Consider the following 16,962-nt stretch of genomic DNA (forward strand, 5'->3'; position numbering starts at 1 on the left):
GTTGGAGAGCAGCCGAGCCTTCGGGTCTACCATGACCACTCGAGAAACCAGAACCTTGACGATACCATGGCGTTCACCCGGATTTACCTGTCCGACGAAAAAATCGAAGTCACAAGTGCCAGCGATTTTGACACTATGACCTTGGTGCAAGAGCGTGAGCTGAAGTTCACAAGCTCAGGAAACTATTTTCAGTTACCAGATGATCTGGGCCCCGGCATATATTACGCATATGCTCATGTTGATGCGGGCAACAAGTTCGCGGAAACAGACGAAACCAACAACTTTGCCGATCCTTTCAAAATCATCATTGGGGGCGAAGAGCACATCGCAGAGCTGCAATCACCTAGCGCACCTGTGACGACTTCCCCGAATAGTTCGCTCTATGATATCGATATTGGTGAAGATCACGCCGATGCATTCGTGTTTGATCAATGGCTTTGAGGCTATACGACTCGACATAAGCATCTGAGGCTCATCAAGAAGTGCATGTTGGTTCTTCGTTGCGTTGCAAAACCAACATGTCCTTTCAGCCAAAACACCACTTGGGACAAAAAGTGTGAATTCACGTTTGGGCTCATTCTTGTGATTAGCCGCGTGCTGTTCGAAAGTCTGCACAGGTGGGGGCAGTTCACATCTATGACGATTTTCCCCTCGGGGAGAAAGGCGGGCGCATGTCGCCCACCAATATACTGCATGAACAACTGCATATGCTCCCACGGGCAGTAGTTGAGAGTTCAGTATTGTCGTCTGGTGTTCTGATGCGGACATCGGGCGGAGCCGCCCTAAGCCGAAACTTACTCGACCGTTTTGGGGTGCCACAGGGGTCGGCGTTGTCGTCCTTTCTGTCGGAATACATCGTAGGTCAGATCATGTCCGAAGCTGAAACGCTTGCCCTATGTGGACAGGTCATGATCGCCTACTGCGATAACATCGCTGTGTTCGGGCAGAACCGAGAGGACGTCAACAGCTTGGCGGAACCCTTGGTTAGCGCCGCAAGGTGCAGTCCATACGGCGCATTCAGGCTTCGGCGCACGCAAAGCACAAGGCACATCAGCCAAGGGTTCATATTCCTTGGATACCGCCTAAAATGGCATAGCGAAGGACGGAACAGTTACGTTGAGGTTGATGTCGCGGACAGGAAGAAGGAGCAATTCCAAGCTAAGATCGCCGAGCTGTTACCGCACTGCCGCTTCACCAGAAATGTAACGCGTGATGTGCGCGAACAGGCCATGCAGGAGGTAAAGGGCTATGTCCTTGGATGGGCCGAAGCGTTTAAGCGCGCAGATGACATCAAGGGTCTGGTTCGCGAGCTGCTTGAAGAAGTTCTCTACGAAGAAACTGCCGCTACACAGTTTGCATTTAGGTCCATCCTTCGATCTCTGACTTAATGTAGAAATAGGGCCGGGAAAATCACTCGGCCCATTTCCCGTTTTGTCGATAACGCAGTTCTGCTGGCCGCCTTAAACCTGCTCCAGCGAATGTCTCAGATGTCGTTTCTATAGTTCATTTTGCCCTTGTTCGGTTACCGTCGTCGGCTGGCAAGCAAATCGGCACCTTTAATTATGCCCAAGCGTTGAGCGCTGACGCCTACGGTTGAAATCCGCCTTCAACTTGGTAAGGCATGACACGAGGTGCAGCGTTGCCGTTCGGTTGGAGTAAACCAACGATCGGAAAAGAGCTCTAAAGCTGTCGGATCGATCCTAGAGAAAGCAACTAGAAGGCGAAGTTGATCGCGTCTAGGGTGCCCCAAAAGGGGAGCGAAATCGATGCTACGCAGAGCCAGAAACAAGTTAGAAAAGTGGGAAGTTGCCATTGTGAAGGCAATGCTGACGAAAAACTACGTTCCGCAAGACATACAGGCGTACTTTTCTCGACCAACTCGGTCGATAAACCATGCGCGCATTTCTGAAATTCGAGACAAGACGAAGCATGTTGCTGTTAGAGCCGCAACAGATGAAGAGCTGGATGCCTTTTTAACAGCGTGGCCCGACGTCGATCCTTCAACTGGCCTACACTTCAAAGGTGATGAGTTGTTAATCAAAGCCCGTGAAGCCATGATCGCTGCCGTTCATACTTTCAACAGCGCAGGTCTGTTCTTTAGAGCCGAACTGTTTATCGTCACAGCGATCATCGCTTGGACGTATCTGATGCACGCGTACTACAAGCGCAGGGGTATCGACTACCGCTATAAAGTGAATGGCGCAGTCCAGAAAACGAAGAATGGTGCGGATAAGCACTGGGAGCTAGGTAAATGCGTTGCCCACGGTGAATGTCCTCTTGATAAAGGTGTGGTGGACAATCTGAACTTCCTTTCCGAAATCCGCCACGAGATCGAGCACCAATCGACAAACAGGATAGATGACGCGTTGAGCGCCAAACTCCAAGCTTGCTGCATCAACTTCAACGACGCGATCAAATCATTGTTTGGCAGAGAGTTTGCACTGGAGAAGCGTCTACCAATCGCCCTGCAATTCGTCACTTTCGATGGGACGCAGCGTGCTGGCTTAATTGGACAAGACCTTCCCTCAAACTTGGAAACGGCCATGGAAAACTTCCATAACGGCTTGACTGAAGAAGAGCAGGCCGATCCTAAGTTCCGTTACCGCGTGGCATTTGTTCCTAAACTGTCAGGAAAAGCATCCAAATCCGACTTGGCAATTGAATTTGTGAAACCCGGATCGCCAGAGGCGGAGGCCGCCGAGCGCGTGCTATTGAAGGAAACCGAAAAACCCAAGCACTTACCTTCCCAAATCGTCGCAAAAGCAAAAGCAGCGGGCCACAACTTCGGGCAATACGATCACACCAAACTAGTCGATCAGCTCAATGCCCGTGAGCTAGGTAAAGGTTACGGGGTTTGGGTGGCCAATAAATGGTACTGGTACGATGCTTGGTATGAGAAGGTTATCGAAAAGCTAGAAGAGGGCTGGACGCGCCCTTAAGCAAAGTATTTGACCACATGATAAAGCCACGATTGGCCATCGTCTAGCAGTTAGCTAATTGATCAGAGGCTTCACAGAAGTAAATCCTTGATTGCAGTTGAGGCGTGATACGTTTCGATGTAAAATATTGTCAGGACTGCGTAAAACGGCGTGGTCTCGGGGCGTAGTAAACTGATGCTGACCATGTTCGCCGCGATGGCCCAGTTTGAACGCGAGATGATGCTGGAACGTCAGCGTGAAGGCAAAGGCGGCTGGAAGGTACAAGGGCCGCGCTCCGGTGCCAGATAGCACGACCCAACAAGTTCTGTTGTTGTACGCTAAGGGGATCAAACCAGCGAAAATCGCTAAAGACCTTTCTCTTGGACGCTCGACTGTCTATCGACTGCTCAAAAGGCCCCCCAATCTACACTCTACAGACCGCTCACTCTCTTAAACAGCTTCTGACGCCACGCTTAGCAGGCGCAATGCCACCTTGAATGTCATCCCTGATGGAGCTCGTTGGGTGCATTTTCCCCCAACTGGCATTCCACAATAGTTTGGGCGATAGTTGTCTGAAATAAACTTTCAGGCGACAAGAGTTGCTAGGTTTGACTTCAGAGTATTTGCCGTTTCTATGGCATCCATTCGCCAAATGTTCGAGAGCCCTTTGGTTGCTTCGCTCAATGATGAAGAGATATTGCTACTTGCAAACGGCGCATCGGTCTCCGTCAAAATACGTTCACTGGGCATTTTGGCGACAGTAGCTTTTCCTTTAGCAGTGCGCAACATTGGAGCACCAATAGAAAACCAACACCCCAGCTTGATTGCTCTCTCCAGTTCAAAACGGTTCCCGGTAAACCAATGCAGGACTGGAACACCAAAGCCCGGATGCTCTTCGATTTTGTCAAGCACCGCATCCGCTGCGTGGCGGCTGTGAATAGATACAATCTTAGAGCCGTCAGATCTGCAAAGAGAGAGAATTTCTGAGAAAATCTTTGCTTGAGACGATTGTGATTTCGTGAACTCCTTTCCGCCGTCTAACCCAACCTCACCGACATATCGAGTTTCATGTAGCATCCTCTCAAAAAGCGGCAACTCATTGGGCCGTTCACCAACAAGTTGTGGATGATAGCCAAGGGCAGTTCTAATTCGCCCCTTAACCTTTACCAACCGAGATGTCTTCGGGAAGGCCTTCGGAACGGTAGTTACAGATAGAACGTAAATTTGAGCGACTTCCAGTTCCCGCACCGTTTTTGCAGGATCTTTCATCAAGTCAAGATGACAATGAAAATCAATCACGCTACACGCCTTGGCTTGTGAGAAAATCACCCATTTCCTCAAGGCCCCGCTCATAGACAGAAAGCCACGCCCGGCGCTCGGTACTATCGATTGGAAGCGGACCGGACTTGAGTGCGTTCACGAGCCGCTGCTTCTTTGTCGTTTGACGAACGGACCTGATAACCGCCATGAGATCGTCCTTCTTGGTGCCGTCACGTTCAGCAAAGTTTTGGGGGATTGAGTAGGTGTATGGTGTACTGTCTACTATCCCCGCTTTGTGGAATGACGCTCTACGTATCAGGCAGGGTAGACAACGGCCACACTGTTCACTCTTTCGTTTCCACTTGCCGCATGAAACTGTCTGACAAGCGTGTCGCTGATCATCCGCAGTCAGTGCCGCGTTCTTCATCATTTCACCCTTGGTCAAGGTCCAGAACGGATTGCCAATGTTAGCTCTTATGCCGACACGCGAGAACAATTCTTGCAATTGAGACAGATAATTCGGATGAGCAGTGCGTGTGCTGTGCGATCCAACGCGCCGTGGTGTTAGCGGGGCGTTCAACGCAATAAAGCCGTTTTCGGGTATGTAAAGGGGCACCTGATTAAGCCCGTTGAGCTCAGCCACAGCATCTGCACAAACTGCTCCCATTGCGAGAAAATTGAAACTTCTTCCACGCATCGTTGTATCGTTAGCGCTTCCCGATTGTCTCGGGCTAGCATTGAGGGAAAACCGCTGGAGGGGGTACCCTAAACGGTCATATAAGTAGTTCTGTCGCCGGGCGTCTTGCGGGTAAGAATGACTGACAAGGATTGGATTTTTACCACCTGCGGTGAGGTGCTTTGCGCCAAGCCAGCTATCCAACCCTCCAGAGTACAGACATACGCTATCGACGTTTGTCAGGTTGGATTTTTTCCTAAGTCGCCCCCCAACCGCGTTGGGTTTGGAAGGGCCGTTCGGCAGAAAGGTAAACGCCCAACTATCACCTGTCAGAAAGTTTAGAATTTTCCGCAACAACGGCTCAACCGCTGCCCATTTGGCTGGCTGCACGAGTGGCACATGGAGTTCAAAATCGCGCGCCCAGCCGTTCTGAGAGACATCCTCCCTGCGGAAAAAAGTATCGGCTGCTGTGACTGCCATCGAAATAGTCAGAAAGTCATAAGCAGCGGTCGACGTTGGGGCGCCCAAGCGCTCAACTTTATCAGGTACAGTTTTACCTATGAACCCTGCATTGGCTATGTGGTGGCAGGTATCGTACAGTCGAACAACTCGGCAATTGTCGGCTATGTTTTTAGTTCTCTGAATTTCTTCAGTTTGAAAATGTGCTACACATTTAGTCATCATAGCGCTCCCAAGTTTCCCAAACGTGTTGAGCTGCCGTGCGCATATATTTTTCGACTGCTTCTGATCCTAGATTAATGCCCGTTTGCTGTACCTGTGCGGCAAACGACTGTTCAACGTGTTCTCTTGTCAGATCCAATATTTCCGCTTCACATCTAGCGGTATTCACCACATCCTTAGATCGGCTCCAAGAGTTTCCAGCGTCATTAACAACAATTTGAAAAATTGACTGCGAAAGGTACTCTATCATGATTTGAGCAATATTGTCGTCGGTTAGCGAGCTCGGATCGAAGTCAGTGTCAAGATCAAGCGCCTGCTCAATTGCTTCCTGAACAGCAACGCAGATAATGTCCGCATCGGGGCTGTCGCCACCTACATGTTCAGCAATCGCTTGCGCAAACTGATCTACAGTTTTTCCCGTGTAGCGACTGGCATCCAATCCTTCGACGTCGTTACCATCGGCAATATTTTTCAGCGTTTCGCCAAATGAACCACCAGATGAGATTACTCGACCCAATCGCCTCGGGCCAATGCCAGCCCCCCCCCGAGGCTTGTCGCGCAAATCTCCCCAGTGATTTCTCTAGGGGAGCTTTACCGCCACCCCCTGAAACGTAATCACCAAAGCTCTTTCTGAAGGACCTGTATCGGTTTGGATCGGATGTTGGCTGTGGCGCTCCGGGTTGGTCATCTGCCCATTCAGGGACCAACGGATTGCGACCTCGACCGCCCTTGGAAGATGCAGAGGTCCCCATTATAGGCTCCCATCCTGTAGTGTTTCGGTCAGGCGCTTCAGCCAAGCAGCGGGCTGCTGGATGCTTGATAGGAACCGCACCAGTTCATCTCTTGTCTCTTGGTGCTTAGTGGCAAGTACTACAGCACCATTGACGTCTGCACGTTTGCGAGACCAATCACCATCTTGGCGCAGGGAATTGATTAGCTCACTCATCGCGGCAGGTCTCTCGTCCGCCGGAATTAGATCAATTGCGACTTCAGCAGCCTTTGAAGTTCTTGTAGCAATTTTTAATAGAGCTGAAATTGCCTTGATCGTATCCGGGGAGAGGGCTGCGTTTTTAATTTGAAGTGGCAGGGTCTCCCTGGCCAAATATACAGCGGCTCGCAAATCTGTATTGGATAGATCGGGTGAAAGTTGTCCCCACTCAGCGATGAAGTCCTTATGATCATGCCAGCTCTCCGGAAATCCAGATGTTGAGCTTGCAATTTTTTCCAAACTATTTGAGGCTAACCCTTTAACCTTCCCCTTTGGAGAAGCGTTCACGAGCTTTAGCAAGTCACCGAATGCTCTTTCACTTGTACACCGTTCAAACAAAGAGATCTTTGCAATGACAGCTTCGTCCAAATTCATTTTCCGCCTAATTGCAAGTCCATGCCGCATTCGTACCGTATTCATCATCCTTTTAATTATTCTGGGGTTCCCTAGAACTGCCTTGGATTGAGCAAGCGTCGGAGCTATCCTTACGACGTTCTCGATCTGTGTCGTCAAATCAGCATTCGCGGAAACTATTTCGACTAGCCTATGTAGTGAGAACTCTTCACTCCCTGACCAAGATTTTTGAATTGTTTCCAGCAGGTAGGTGCGCGCGTTTTCCAAAGCCTCAGCATCCACTGTAGAGGATCTAGACAATACCAGCATGCACAAAAACGCCTGAACTTCTTGGAGGCCAAGCCTTGGTACTGCGACAGGAAATTGAATTAGTTTGTCTAGGTAATCATCAACGTGTTTTTTTGATGCACCTGCAAAGTGAGAGGCAACTGCGTGCCGAACCATGTCAACATCTGCTGCAACAACAAATGCAGTATTCGGCAGGGAAAGAAACAACCGCATTGCTTCCAAATTTTCGATTGCGGTCTTTGGAAGGCAGCGATCCAAGTTATCTACAAAGACAACCAGACGTCTATCTAGGTCTTTTAAAAGAGATGAAAACTCTGCCTTAAATGCAGCAATCTCTTCAGGCGGAGACTGAACTTCCTTCGGATCTATCAGCCCCTTCATCTTATTAGATGCAGCGGCCGCGCCCTCCTGAATAGCCTTAAGGTCTTCTTCATCTCCTTCTCCGGAAAGTGCATCTCCACCAGACGTGATTGCCCGTGACACGAAGCCGAAGGTGGGCAGCCCTAGTGCAGCCATTCCGGCCTCAGCACCTAGGCCTAGAAGCCTGAGTTTGTTAACTCGTCTGAACAGCCCTTTTGCTTGCTCCTGTAGACTTTCAGGCGCCTCCGCAATGAGAGCTTGAGAAATGACGGTCATCAAGGCCGCTTTTGCTTCATCAAACCCCTGGTACAGCCATGCATCGAATTCAATAACGATGGTATCCCCATCTCTGGCGAGTTGCTTATCTACCAGTTGTAGGATGCTCGACTTTCCAACACCCCACCCTCCATAGACCCCCACCGATAGGGGCAAGAGTGTGTCATCTGAGATCATTTCGCAGATCATTTCTGCGACTTCAGAATGGTTCAAATAGTCGTTGCGAGTTTCGTTATCGGACCACATAGAAAATTCCTAAACTATACGGAGGCACAATCACCTCAAAGATGTGCAACTGTAAAGCCTGCACGTGGAAACTGCGCAAGCCATCAAGCAATAGATCAAGCGGCAGCGTCGAAACTACCAAGACTGGGAAGGAACAGCTTCGCCATCGCACCTAAATCTTCAGTTCCTTCGGTTCTGAACGCACCGCATTCACTGGTGGGGAGACACAAAAGTGATAGGCATCCACTTTCGGGCAGCTGCAATGGCTGCACACAAATAAACTGTGCCCAGGTTCAAACTTTGATGTTGCCCACTAGCAATCTGCATGGGTGGATAGCAGGGTGGATTGAGAAAGTCGCGAAACAGCTAGATTGCTGATATTAATGACATAATTTAGATTATATGGTGCCCCCACACGGACTCGAACCGCGGACCTACTGATTACAAATCAGTTGCTCTACCAGCTGAGCTATAGGGGCACTGGCGGTGCGTTTAAAGAAACCTATAATCGAGCACAAGAGAAAAAATGCAGTTTTCATCACAAAAATCAATTTTCCTCCTAACGCCTTCCTTTCACTCTCACTTTCGACATGAAGTGGCCTTGATTTCCCCATCAAAACGACGGGAAATATTGCGAATGGTAAAGAGAGTATCACAAGACAAGACGTACTGAGGGCCCATGCAGGTTATTATTCATTGTGGCGCACATGGAACTGAAGAGGATCGCTTGCTCAAAACCCTTTTGCGCAACCGTTCAACGTTTGCGAATAACGCAACGGTCGTGCCTGGCCCCGGGCGGTATCGTGCTCTTTTACGCAAGTGTCTCGAAGCGCTGGAGCAAGGAGCATTTGCGCCGGAAACGAATGGCGCACTTTGGGATGCAATTTTAGACGAGGAAACTGCTGAGCGTGTCGTGCTCTCCAATGTGAATTTTTGGGGATCCAGACGTCAGGCGTTGAAAGACAACGTGCTTTACCCGGCTGCGGAACATCGTATCGCGCTGACGCAAAACCTCTTTCCTGACGATGACTTGCATATCCACCTGACCTTGCGCAATCCTGCGGCCTTTATCCCGACGTTGCTGCGCGACGCCGCACCAGAACGTGCACATGAACTGCGACATGGTTGTGACCCTCGTCAGACAAGATGGTCTGATCTTTTAATCCGTCTTCGTAGCAGCGCACCAACAGTGCCAATCACCGTATGGTGTTACGAGGATTTACCGTTTATCTGGGCCTCAATCCTGCGACATATTGGTGGGCTACCTGAAGGAACCCGGCTTCAAGGGGGGCTAGATGTCCTTGCCTCTGTCATGTCACGTGAGGGAATGCGTCGTTTGCGCGCGTATCTGAAAGTTCATGATACGATTAGCGAACCACATAAGAGACGTGTTTATGCGGCCTTTCTAGATAAATACGCCGAAGATGATGCTCTTGAAGAAGAGCTTGATGTGCCCGAATGGAGTGAAGTGTTGATTGAAGAAGCCACACAACGCTACGAAGACGATCTACAGCTAATCAGCACTCTTGACGGCGTCACATTGATTGCCCCTTGATCTTGAGGCGACTTAAATCGATTGGATATCTCCGCAGCTATGTCTCTGTGCTCTTTTAACATTCTAATTGTAGCTCAGGCTGGACGTCTACAATACGAAGCGCTGCTATTCGCGGCCTCACTTCGCCAATATTCGCCAAAATTTCAGGGGCGCTTGATTGTTGCCGTGCCTCAAATAGGCCCGTTGTGGACCGAAGATCCAAGCCTGAAAGACGATGAGGTTATCCAAGCTCTATCACGATTGGGAGCTGAGATTGTCCCTTTTGAGAACAAAGTATTTGGGGAGCGCTACAAACACGGCAATAAAATCGAAGCTCTTAAAGTTTTGCCCCCTGAGGCACCGTTCATATTTTTTGACAGCGACACGCTGATTACCAATGAAATCTGCGATGTTCCTTTTGACTTCACCAGACCCTCAGCTTCCCTACGACGGGAAGGAACATGGCCCAAACCTACGCTTTACGGCCCCGGCCACACCAAGATCTGGCAATCTCTTTACACGCGCTTTGGTCTGGATTTTGAAAGCAGCCTCGACCCAAAACAGCCCGAAGGGTATTGGAAACGCTATCTCTATTTCAACGCAGGCTTTTTCTACGGGTCCTGCCCCAGAACATTTGGCACGCGGTTTCTGCAATATGCAGAGACGCTTAAGCGTGACTTGCCACGTGAATTGATTGGTCAGTCGCTTAACCCCTGGCTGGACCAAGTCGCGCTGCCACTTGTCATTCACAGCCTTGGTGGCGGGCGCGACACCCTACCTGCTGGATATCTTGATGGGCACACGAGCTGTCATTATCGCCTCTTCCCGCTACTATATGCCCGTGAAAGCGATCGCACCGTAAAGGCGCTTGAACACATCACGGCTCCCAACTGGTTAAAACGCATTCTCAAACGACATGATCCAATCAAGCGTATGGTCTACCAAGGCAAAGGTGCCAAAGTCCGTGCACTATTTGATCAAAACAACTTACCCAAGCGTGAAAACGCTATTCGAAAACGCATCAAAGCCGAGGGATACTGGATCCGCTGACCTTCTACTGTAGTGGGAAACCCCTCTTTCCACTTAGGCATGCAACCCGCGTAGACTATTTACGGCGCGATATTTTCGGACTGCGAAAAAAGATACTGAAAAACTGCACTTTCCACTAGACGCCTCCAAAGGAACTGCCTATACGGTCGCTACATTCCGACGTAGCTCAGCGGTAGAGCAGTTGACTGTTAATCAATTGGTCGTAGGTTCGATCCCTACCGTCGGAGCCAATCACATAATACGATGATTGACTTCATAAAAAACGCCCTTTTGGGCGTTTTTTTGTTTTTCACCACCCCGTTCTAACAGCGCCCTCTAATATTTAGCCCCTGCCAATTTAAAGAGACCCAAACGCTAACTTGTCTCCCCAAGGCAATGACTTGCCATTTCGCAAGGTTTGGCTGCACTGGTTCTTTCACTTGGGTTAATTCTCCTTTAAGATCTCGGGAATGGCGGGAAACCTGATACGGTTTTCCATGGTTCAAATGGTTTTGGATGGTTTACCCAAAGATGAAACCCGATTTTGCACTTTCTTTGTCGGCAGATGGCATAATTTTGTACGAACGCGCCCAATCTGGTTGGTACAATTTAGGAACCGTGCCTTTTAGCTCCTCCGATTTAAGCAGCGCATTAGACGACCTGCGCGCTAAGGGTGCCAATTCCGATACTGAGATCCAGTGTAAACTCATTATTCCTGATGACCAAATTCGCTTTCTGACAATCGAAACGGGTACGGCCAACAGCGAGACACGCTTTATCCAAGCACGCGCCGCACTTGAAGGAGCGACACCATATAGCGTGGATGAACTCGCCCTTGATATCTCAGAGGACGGCGCGTTCACCCACATCGCGGCTGTGGCACTTGAGACGTTGGCAGAAGCCGAAGCCTTTGCAACCGAACATAAGTTCACACCTGTGAGTTTTGTCGCGACCCCCAGCGGCCAATCCTTTTCTGGCGAGCCATTTTTTGGAACAGCTCAGGCTGCCCTAGGGATCGCTGTGGAAAGAGATACCCAAGCTCTTGTCGATTTAGGCTCTCCTCCCCCCGCAATAACCCCCTCTACACCTGACGAACCAACACCCTCCGCTGATCCGGATCCCGTCGCGGAAACATCCCCTCCCCTCTCTGAGACCTCAACTGAAGCTAATCCGGATCTAGAAAAAGATGTGGAGGAAGAGGATGTCACCGAAAAGGAAGAAACGCAGGCAGAAGCGGCTTCTGATCTCGCCCGTCCAGAGGACGCAAAGCCCGATAGCCCACCTGCCCAAGAAACAGATGTAGAAGACGTTTCACCCGCTAAAGAGGCGCCCGAAGAAGAGGCCACGGCAACATCTGGGTTTATCAGCCGCCGTGCAGGTAGCACACCTGCTGCTGCGCCCGCACCACAATCGGTAGCAACACACACACCGCCAAAGACAAACATTGCTCTTGGAGCCGCACCAACCGCAGCTCCCACCTTGGCCGCCTCCTCCGCTTTGGGCGCAGCAAAACGAGATTTCGAGCCGCCGAAAACCGCCGCTGCGATACCGCCCGCTCCCGTGCATGATATGCCATCCGTTGCCGCCCAGATTGCAGCAATGAGAGAGGCTGCAAAGGCTGCTGCCGCCCCAAAACCTATCGAAGTTCCACCTGTCTTACAGAACAAGCTTCGCGCAACGGCAGAGCAAGGCAAAATTCCTGAATTTGATGCCACAAAATTTGCGGCGCACAATCCTCTGCCACCGTCAGAAGCCGGCCCCCCCCCCAACAGCACGCAAATCTCCCCTCGGGAAACCGCGCTTGCTGCAACAGCCGAGCCAACCGTTGGAGGCAAACCCCGGTTTTTACTTGTCGGCCTGATTGGTGTATTGTTGTTGTTTATGATCGCTGTGGCAACCTTTGCGCTGCAATCAGGTGATCTTGAGCTTTTGAAAGCTGAACCCGAGAAATCACGTCTTCAACCGACAACCCTGCCTGAGCCGGTCACCCCTTCAGAGCTTTCACTTCCTGCGACCCTTGCACCTGCCGCAACGATAGCAGAACCTAAAGCTCCAGATCTCAGTGTTGAGGTGCTCCCTAATGCACCCTCAGAAACACCCAACGCCCCTACTCCCACGCTACCAAGTCAGCAAATCGCAAGCCTAGGTGACATCTCTCCAGACACACCTGCAGTCCCAATTCCTGCGCCCCTGCGCACAGAACCGCTCCAATCTGCAACGGTCACGCCTGAGCAGGAAGACACACCTTTGGATAATAAAGCCGAGGTGCTCACATCATCATTAACAGAAGTCCCGGCACAGATCGCTAGATACGCAGCCACTGGAATTTGGCAAACCAGCCCCAAAAGCCCTGCCCTTCCAACGCAACCGAAACATGAAAAAATTTACGTTGCATCTTTGGATCGCACAAATCTTGCATCAGATGCAGTATCGCTTCCACTGGCTCCGTTGTATGAAACCGACAGTCATCCAAATGCAGTCGAACCCGCCCCGGCTGTTGGTGCTGAGGCAGCGACCAGCGACGACAGCTTTGATCTGGATGATCGTGGTTTGGTAACGGCCACACCCGAAGGCACATTAAACCCCGATGGGGTTATGGTGTTTTTGGGGCGCCCAAGTAACGTACCACCGCAGCGTCCAGCGCAAGCCCAGCCAGAACAACCCACCGAAGCTGCCATAGCATCGGTGCCTTCTGGCAAAAGACCACGCGCGCGCCCTACAGCATTGCAAGCTGAATTTGAACGCTTGGAGCAAGAACGCGAAAGAATACAGCAAGAACAGACACGTCTGGCAGCCCTGGCATCCAAACGTCCGCGCACGCGTCCCGCTCGTTTACAGATAGCCGTTCAACAAGCGCTAGAAGAAGCGGTGGATCAGGCACCTGCACCGGAAGTATTAGAAGAAGAACCTGTTAAAGTTGCTTCAATCGCTCCGTCAGCGCGCCCCCGCAGTCGTCCTGCAAACTTCAACCGTCTGGTCAACCGCGCCCGCCGAGAAGCAGAACGGACACCAACCGTAGCAGTGCCCGCCGCAGCGGCAATCACACCACAACAGCCCAGCAGCGCATCCGCGACTCGTCAGGCAACCGTCAGAGGCGCGATCAATCTGCGCAAGGTTAATCTGATTGGCGTGTCAGGCACAGCGTCAAACCGACGCGCAATTGTTCGTTTACCATCTGGTCGTTTGAAACGTGTTGGCGTCGGTGACACCATTGATGGCGGTCGGGTCGTAGCGATTGGTACAGACCAACTGCGGTACCAAAAACGAGGTCGCGATTTGACGCTTGCAATGCCGAACGGCTAAACACTCCTGGACACACAAAAGCGGGCCATTGGCCCGCTTTTTACTAGATGTTAAGCTTATTATTCAGCTGCGCTAATCTCGCCATTTTCAATCTGTTCTCGCTCAATCGATTCAAAGAGCGCTTTGAAGTTACCTTCGCCAAATCCATCATCCCCTTTGCGTTGAATGAATTCAAAGAAAATCGGCCCGATAACTGTCTTGGAAAAAATTTGCAGCAGAATACGGGTCTCACCGCCATCGACGACACCCTCACCGTCAATCAAGATACCATGCTTCTGCATCCGATCTAACGGCTCTTCATGGTTGGCCACACGGTCCCGGCTCATCTCATAATAAGCTGCGGGAGGGGGCGGCATAAAGGTAATGCCTTTTTCTGCAATAATATCGGTCGAATTATAGATATCATCACTTCCAACCGCGATATGCTGGATCCCTTCACCTTTGTATTTTTTAAGGTATGAGACGATCTGCCCAGTTTCTCCACGGTCCTCATTGATTGGAATACGGATACGTCCACAGGGCGACGTCAAGGCGCGGCTGAACAATCCCGTAAATTTCCCTTGGATGTCAAAGAACCGAATTTCACGAAAGTTGAAGAGATCCCCATAGAATCTGAACCACTTATCCATGTTGCCCTTGAAGACATTATGAGTGAGGTGATCGAGATAGAAAAAACCAACACCGCGCGGCTTGGACTGAGTCAGCCACTCGAATTCTTCATTGTAGGGTGAGGTGTCGTAATACTGATCAATGAAATAGATCAGCGAGCCACCGATCCCTTTGATCGCTGGAACGTTCATCGTTTTGTCGTCACCTACATAAGGCTCAGCCCCTTTAGAGACCGCATGTTCAAAGGCCTTTTGTGCGTCAACAACACGCCACCCCATAGCCGGTGCACAAGGGCCGTGTTCTTGGACGAACTGCGCAGCGAAGCTGCTCGGCTCAGCATTCAGGATGTAGGTAATATCCCCTTGTTGCCAAAGCTCAATTCCCGGCTTTTCCTTGTGCCGCGCTACCAATTCATACCCCATACGCGCAAACAGTGTTCGCAGTTCTTCAGGGTTTGGATGTGCAAATTCAACAAACTCAAATCCATCTGTGCCCGCAGGGTTTTCTGCGGAAATCACAGATTTTGGGGCATCGTGGGGAAATGGTCCCATAGGAAGTCTCCTCGTGTAACTCTTACACGTAGATTATCGCTTTCCATATGCATATTTGCCGCAATCACAGCATGTGTGTAGATTAATATGCGGGAATTCCGCAATATTTTCACAAATCACACAACAAGGCCGCATATGATTGATCAAACAGATACAAAACTCCTCGCTGCTCTCCAACAAAACGCACATTTAACTGCACAGGAACTTGGTGAACACTTGAATCTATCCGCAAGCCAAGCTGGACGAAGACGGCAACGGCTTGAGGCGGAAGGCTATATCCTTGGGTATGCGGCACGCCTAGATCCCAATAAGCTTGGATTGGCAGTGCAGGGATTTGTCCAAGTGCAACTGGCCAGTCATGGCCCGGAACAATCAAGAACCTTTGCCCGCTTGATAGAAACGCGTCCAGAAATCACCTCTGCTTGGACCATGACGGGGGAAGCAGATTATCTTTTGCGGGTTTATTGTCAGGATTTACACGAATTGAACACATTGCTTCATGAAATTCTACTTTCACACCAAATCGTTGCGCGCGTTCACAGCCAAATCGTAATGGCGCAATTAAAACGCGATGCTCCTTTACCAACTTAACCAGTTAGGAAGGCTTTACGCGTATTACCACGAGTAGAATATACAACAGTATTGGATCCTCGCCCGTGTCATTCATAGATCGTCGCATTGAAGTCCGTCCTACAACAGGCGAAGCCCCATTTGCGCTGAATGAAGTATTCTTTTCTCGGACAGATCAACGCGGCGTGATTGAGGCCGGAAACTATATCTTCCAGCGCGTGTCCAATTATGAGTGGGACGAACTGATCGGAGCACCCCACAAGGTTATTCGAAGCCCAGATATGCCACGCGGTGTTTACCATTTATTTTGGGAAACGATCCAGCAGGGCAAAACCATGGGTGCCTATGTCAAAAACCTGGCAAAAGATGGCCTCACCTACTGGGTCTATGCGGTGGTTGTGCCTTGTGAAGATGGGTTTCTTTCTGCGCGTATCAAACCATCCAGCAAACAATTTGCAGAGATACAGACACTCTACGCGAAACTGCTGAAGCTAGAGCAAGAAGAAGGTCTTTCTCCTGAAGATAGCGCCATGCTGCTTGAAACCTGGCTGGCCGAAAAAGGTTTTGAGAGCTACCATCAATTTGCAGTGGACGCCCTATGCCAAGAGCTAATGGCCCGCGATTCTGGCCTGAATAAACCGCAAGACAGCAAAATTTCGAGCTTGCGTGAAATGATGACAAACGCGCGCAAACTGTTGCAGGAAACGGAAGGGTTGATCCAAGATTTTGATGCGATGCACACTATCCCACATAATCTGCGAGTCATTGCATCTCGTATCGAACCTTCAGGCGGCCCGGTAACCGTACTTTCCCAAAACTATGGCGCGATGTCTCGCGAGATGGGTGATTGGTTTTCAAAACATGTGATGGGAAAAAATAGCAATTTCGCAGCCATTCGTGCTTCTGTCGAAGAAAGCCTTTTTATTCAATGCATGGGGCGGGTTCTGGTTGAGTGCGATACACAACTGCAGTCAGAGCAACGCTCGCTTGGCAAAATTGACATGGACAAAGAACGCAAAATTCTTGGCTGCCTTGTGAAGAGTCAGGCAAAGCGCGCCCAAAAAGGCATGGCCTCCGTTGATACTGAAGCCGAACGCATTGTTCGGGCGTGTCAGGTTATGCATCGCCATTTTCTTGGCCTCAGCTCCACGCGTGTGCTCTGTAAGATTGAAAGTGCGCGCCTACCGCAATCCGGAGAAACCCTGTCGGATATCATTGACCAACTGGGCGCATTTCAAGAAAGAATCTCCCATAGGTTGGACCGTATATCCTCCTTGAGCTCAGAAATTCGTTCATCTGAAGAAAAATAGGCTCATCCTAAAATTAGCAGCGGGGTAGAG

General features: G+C 50.3%; 15 protein-coding genes and 2 tRNA genes. 11 read left to right on the plus strand and 6 right to left on the minus strand.

Annotated elements, in window-relative coordinates; translation table 11 throughout:
- The 5 genes from BLP79_RS18755 to BLP79_RS20100 form a co-directional block, all read left to right on the plus strand.
- On the plus strand, nucleotides 1-441 hold a 441-nt coding region (locus BLP79_RS18755), incomplete at its 5' end, for a hypothetical protein (protein WP_211477640.1).
- A 230-nt stretch (nucleotides 442-671) separates the two neighbouring features.
- Nucleotides 672-1,388 carry an RNA-dependent RNA polymerase family protein gene (locus tag BLP79_RS18760; RefSeq protein ID WP_090221224.1) on the plus strand — a complete coding sequence of 239 codons (717 nt, stop codon included), beginning with the start codon at nucleotides 672-674 and terminating at the stop codon, nucleotides 1,386-1,388.
- A 378-nt stretch (nucleotides 1,389-1,766) separates the two neighbouring features.
- Nucleotides 1,767-2,939 carry a DUF3644 domain-containing protein gene (locus BLP79_RS18765; protein WP_090221225.1) on the plus strand — a complete coding sequence of 391 codons (1,173 nt, stop codon included), beginning with the start codon at nucleotides 1,767-1,769 and terminating at the stop codon, nucleotides 2,937-2,939.
- 174 nt (nucleotides 2,940-3,113) lie between these two features.
- Nucleotides 3,114-3,227, plus strand: a complete 114-nt coding sequence (locus tag BLP79_RS20095; protein WP_244516072.1) for a hypothetical protein — start codon at nucleotides 3,114-3,116, stop codon at nucleotides 3,225-3,227.
- Nucleotides 3,217-3,372: a helix-turn-helix domain-containing protein gene (locus BLP79_RS20100; protein WP_157844022.1), complete on the plus strand. Its 156-nt coding sequence runs from the start codon at nucleotides 3,217-3,219 to the stop codon at nucleotides 3,370-3,372. Before BLP79_RS20095 ends, BLP79_RS20100 begins: the two co-directional genes overlap by 11 nt.
- Nucleotides 3,373-3,503: 131 nt before the next feature.
- Here the strand turns inward: BLP79_RS20100 and qatD are convergent, their stop codons facing one another.
- The 5 genes from qatD to BLP79_RS18795 all read right to left on the minus strand — a co-directional run bounded on the left by qatD (nucleotide 3,504) and on the right by BLP79_RS18795 (nucleotide 8,505).
- Nucleotides 3,504-4,217 (minus strand): Qat anti-phage system TatD family nuclease QatD, encoded by a 714-nt coding sequence (gene qatD, locus BLP79_RS18775; protein ID WP_157844021.1) that lies wholly within the window; start codon nucleotides 4,215-4,217, stop codon nucleotides 3,504-3,506.
- A 1-nt stretch (nucleotide 4,218) separates the two neighbouring features.
- Nucleotides 4,219-5,535, minus strand: coding sequence for a Qat anti-phage system QueC-like protein QatC (qatC, locus tag BLP79_RS18780; RefSeq protein WP_157844020.1), 1,317 nt, complete (start codon nucleotides 5,533-5,535; stop codon nucleotides 4,219-4,221).
- Entirely contained in the window at nucleotides 5,528-6,052 is a 525-nt protein-coding gene (locus tag BLP79_RS18785; protein ID WP_090221228.1) for a hypothetical protein, read from the minus strand. Before BLP79_RS18785 ends, qatC begins: the two co-directional genes overlap by 8 nt.
- A 234-nt stretch (nucleotides 6,053-6,286) precedes the next feature.
- Entirely contained in the window at nucleotides 6,287-8,047 is a 1,761-nt protein-coding gene (locus BLP79_RS18790) for a KAP family P-loop NTPase fold protein (RefSeq protein WP_090221229.1), read from the minus strand.
- A gap of 382 nt (nucleotides 8,048-8,429) precedes the next feature.
- Nucleotides 8,430-8,505 (minus strand) — tRNA-Thr (locus tag BLP79_RS18795).
- A 200-nt stretch (nucleotides 8,506-8,705) separates the two neighbouring features.
- Between BLP79_RS18795 and BLP79_RS18800 the strand changes: the two genes are divergently transcribed.
- From BLP79_RS18800 to BLP79_RS18815, 4 genes are all read left to right on the plus strand, one after another.
- Nucleotides 8,706-9,581 carry a hypothetical protein gene (locus BLP79_RS18800; RefSeq protein ID WP_090221230.1) on the plus strand — a complete coding sequence of 292 codons (876 nt, stop codon included), beginning with the start codon at nucleotides 8,706-8,708 and terminating at the stop codon, nucleotides 9,579-9,581.
- A 39-nt stretch (nucleotides 9,582-9,620) separates the two neighbouring features.
- Nucleotides 9,621-10,610 (plus strand): hypothetical protein, encoded by a 990-nt coding sequence (locus BLP79_RS18805; RefSeq protein WP_090221231.1) that lies wholly within the window; start codon nucleotides 9,621-9,623, stop codon nucleotides 10,608-10,610.
- 155 nt (nucleotides 10,611-10,765) lie between these two features.
- Nucleotides 10,766-10,840 (plus strand) — tRNA-Asn (locus BLP79_RS18810).
- Nucleotides 10,841-11,120: 280 nt separating this feature from the next.
- Nucleotides 11,121-13,892, plus strand: a complete 2,772-nt coding sequence (locus BLP79_RS18815) for a hypothetical protein (protein WP_139163243.1) — start codon at nucleotides 11,121-11,123, stop codon at nucleotides 13,890-13,892.
- A gap of 59 nt (nucleotides 13,893-13,951) precedes the next feature.
- Here BLP79_RS18815 and hppD read toward each other — a convergent pair whose 3' ends face one another.
- Nucleotides 13,952-15,052: a 4-hydroxyphenylpyruvate dioxygenase gene (gene hppD, locus BLP79_RS18820; RefSeq protein ID WP_090221233.1), complete on the minus strand. Its 1,101-nt coding sequence runs from the start codon at nucleotides 15,050-15,052 to the stop codon at nucleotides 13,952-13,954.
- 135 nt (nucleotides 15,053-15,187) lie between these two features.
- Between hppD and BLP79_RS18825 the strand changes: the two genes are divergently transcribed.
- Nucleotides 15,188-15,643, plus strand: coding sequence for an Lrp/AsnC family transcriptional regulator (locus tag BLP79_RS18825; protein ID WP_090221234.1), 456 nt, complete (start codon nucleotides 15,188-15,190; stop codon nucleotides 15,641-15,643).
- 65 nt (nucleotides 15,644-15,708) lie between these two features.
- Nucleotides 15,709-16,932, plus strand: coding sequence for a PAS domain-containing protein (locus BLP79_RS18830; RefSeq protein ID WP_090221235.1), 1,224 nt, complete (start codon nucleotides 15,709-15,711; stop codon nucleotides 16,930-16,932).
- The last annotated feature ends 30 nt before the right edge of the window (nucleotides 16,933-16,962 follow it).

The organism is Epibacterium ulvae, from assembly GCF_900102795.1.
GTDB classification, from domain to species: domain Bacteria; phylum Pseudomonadota; class Alphaproteobacteria; order Rhodobacterales; family Rhodobacteraceae; genus Epibacterium; species Epibacterium ulvae.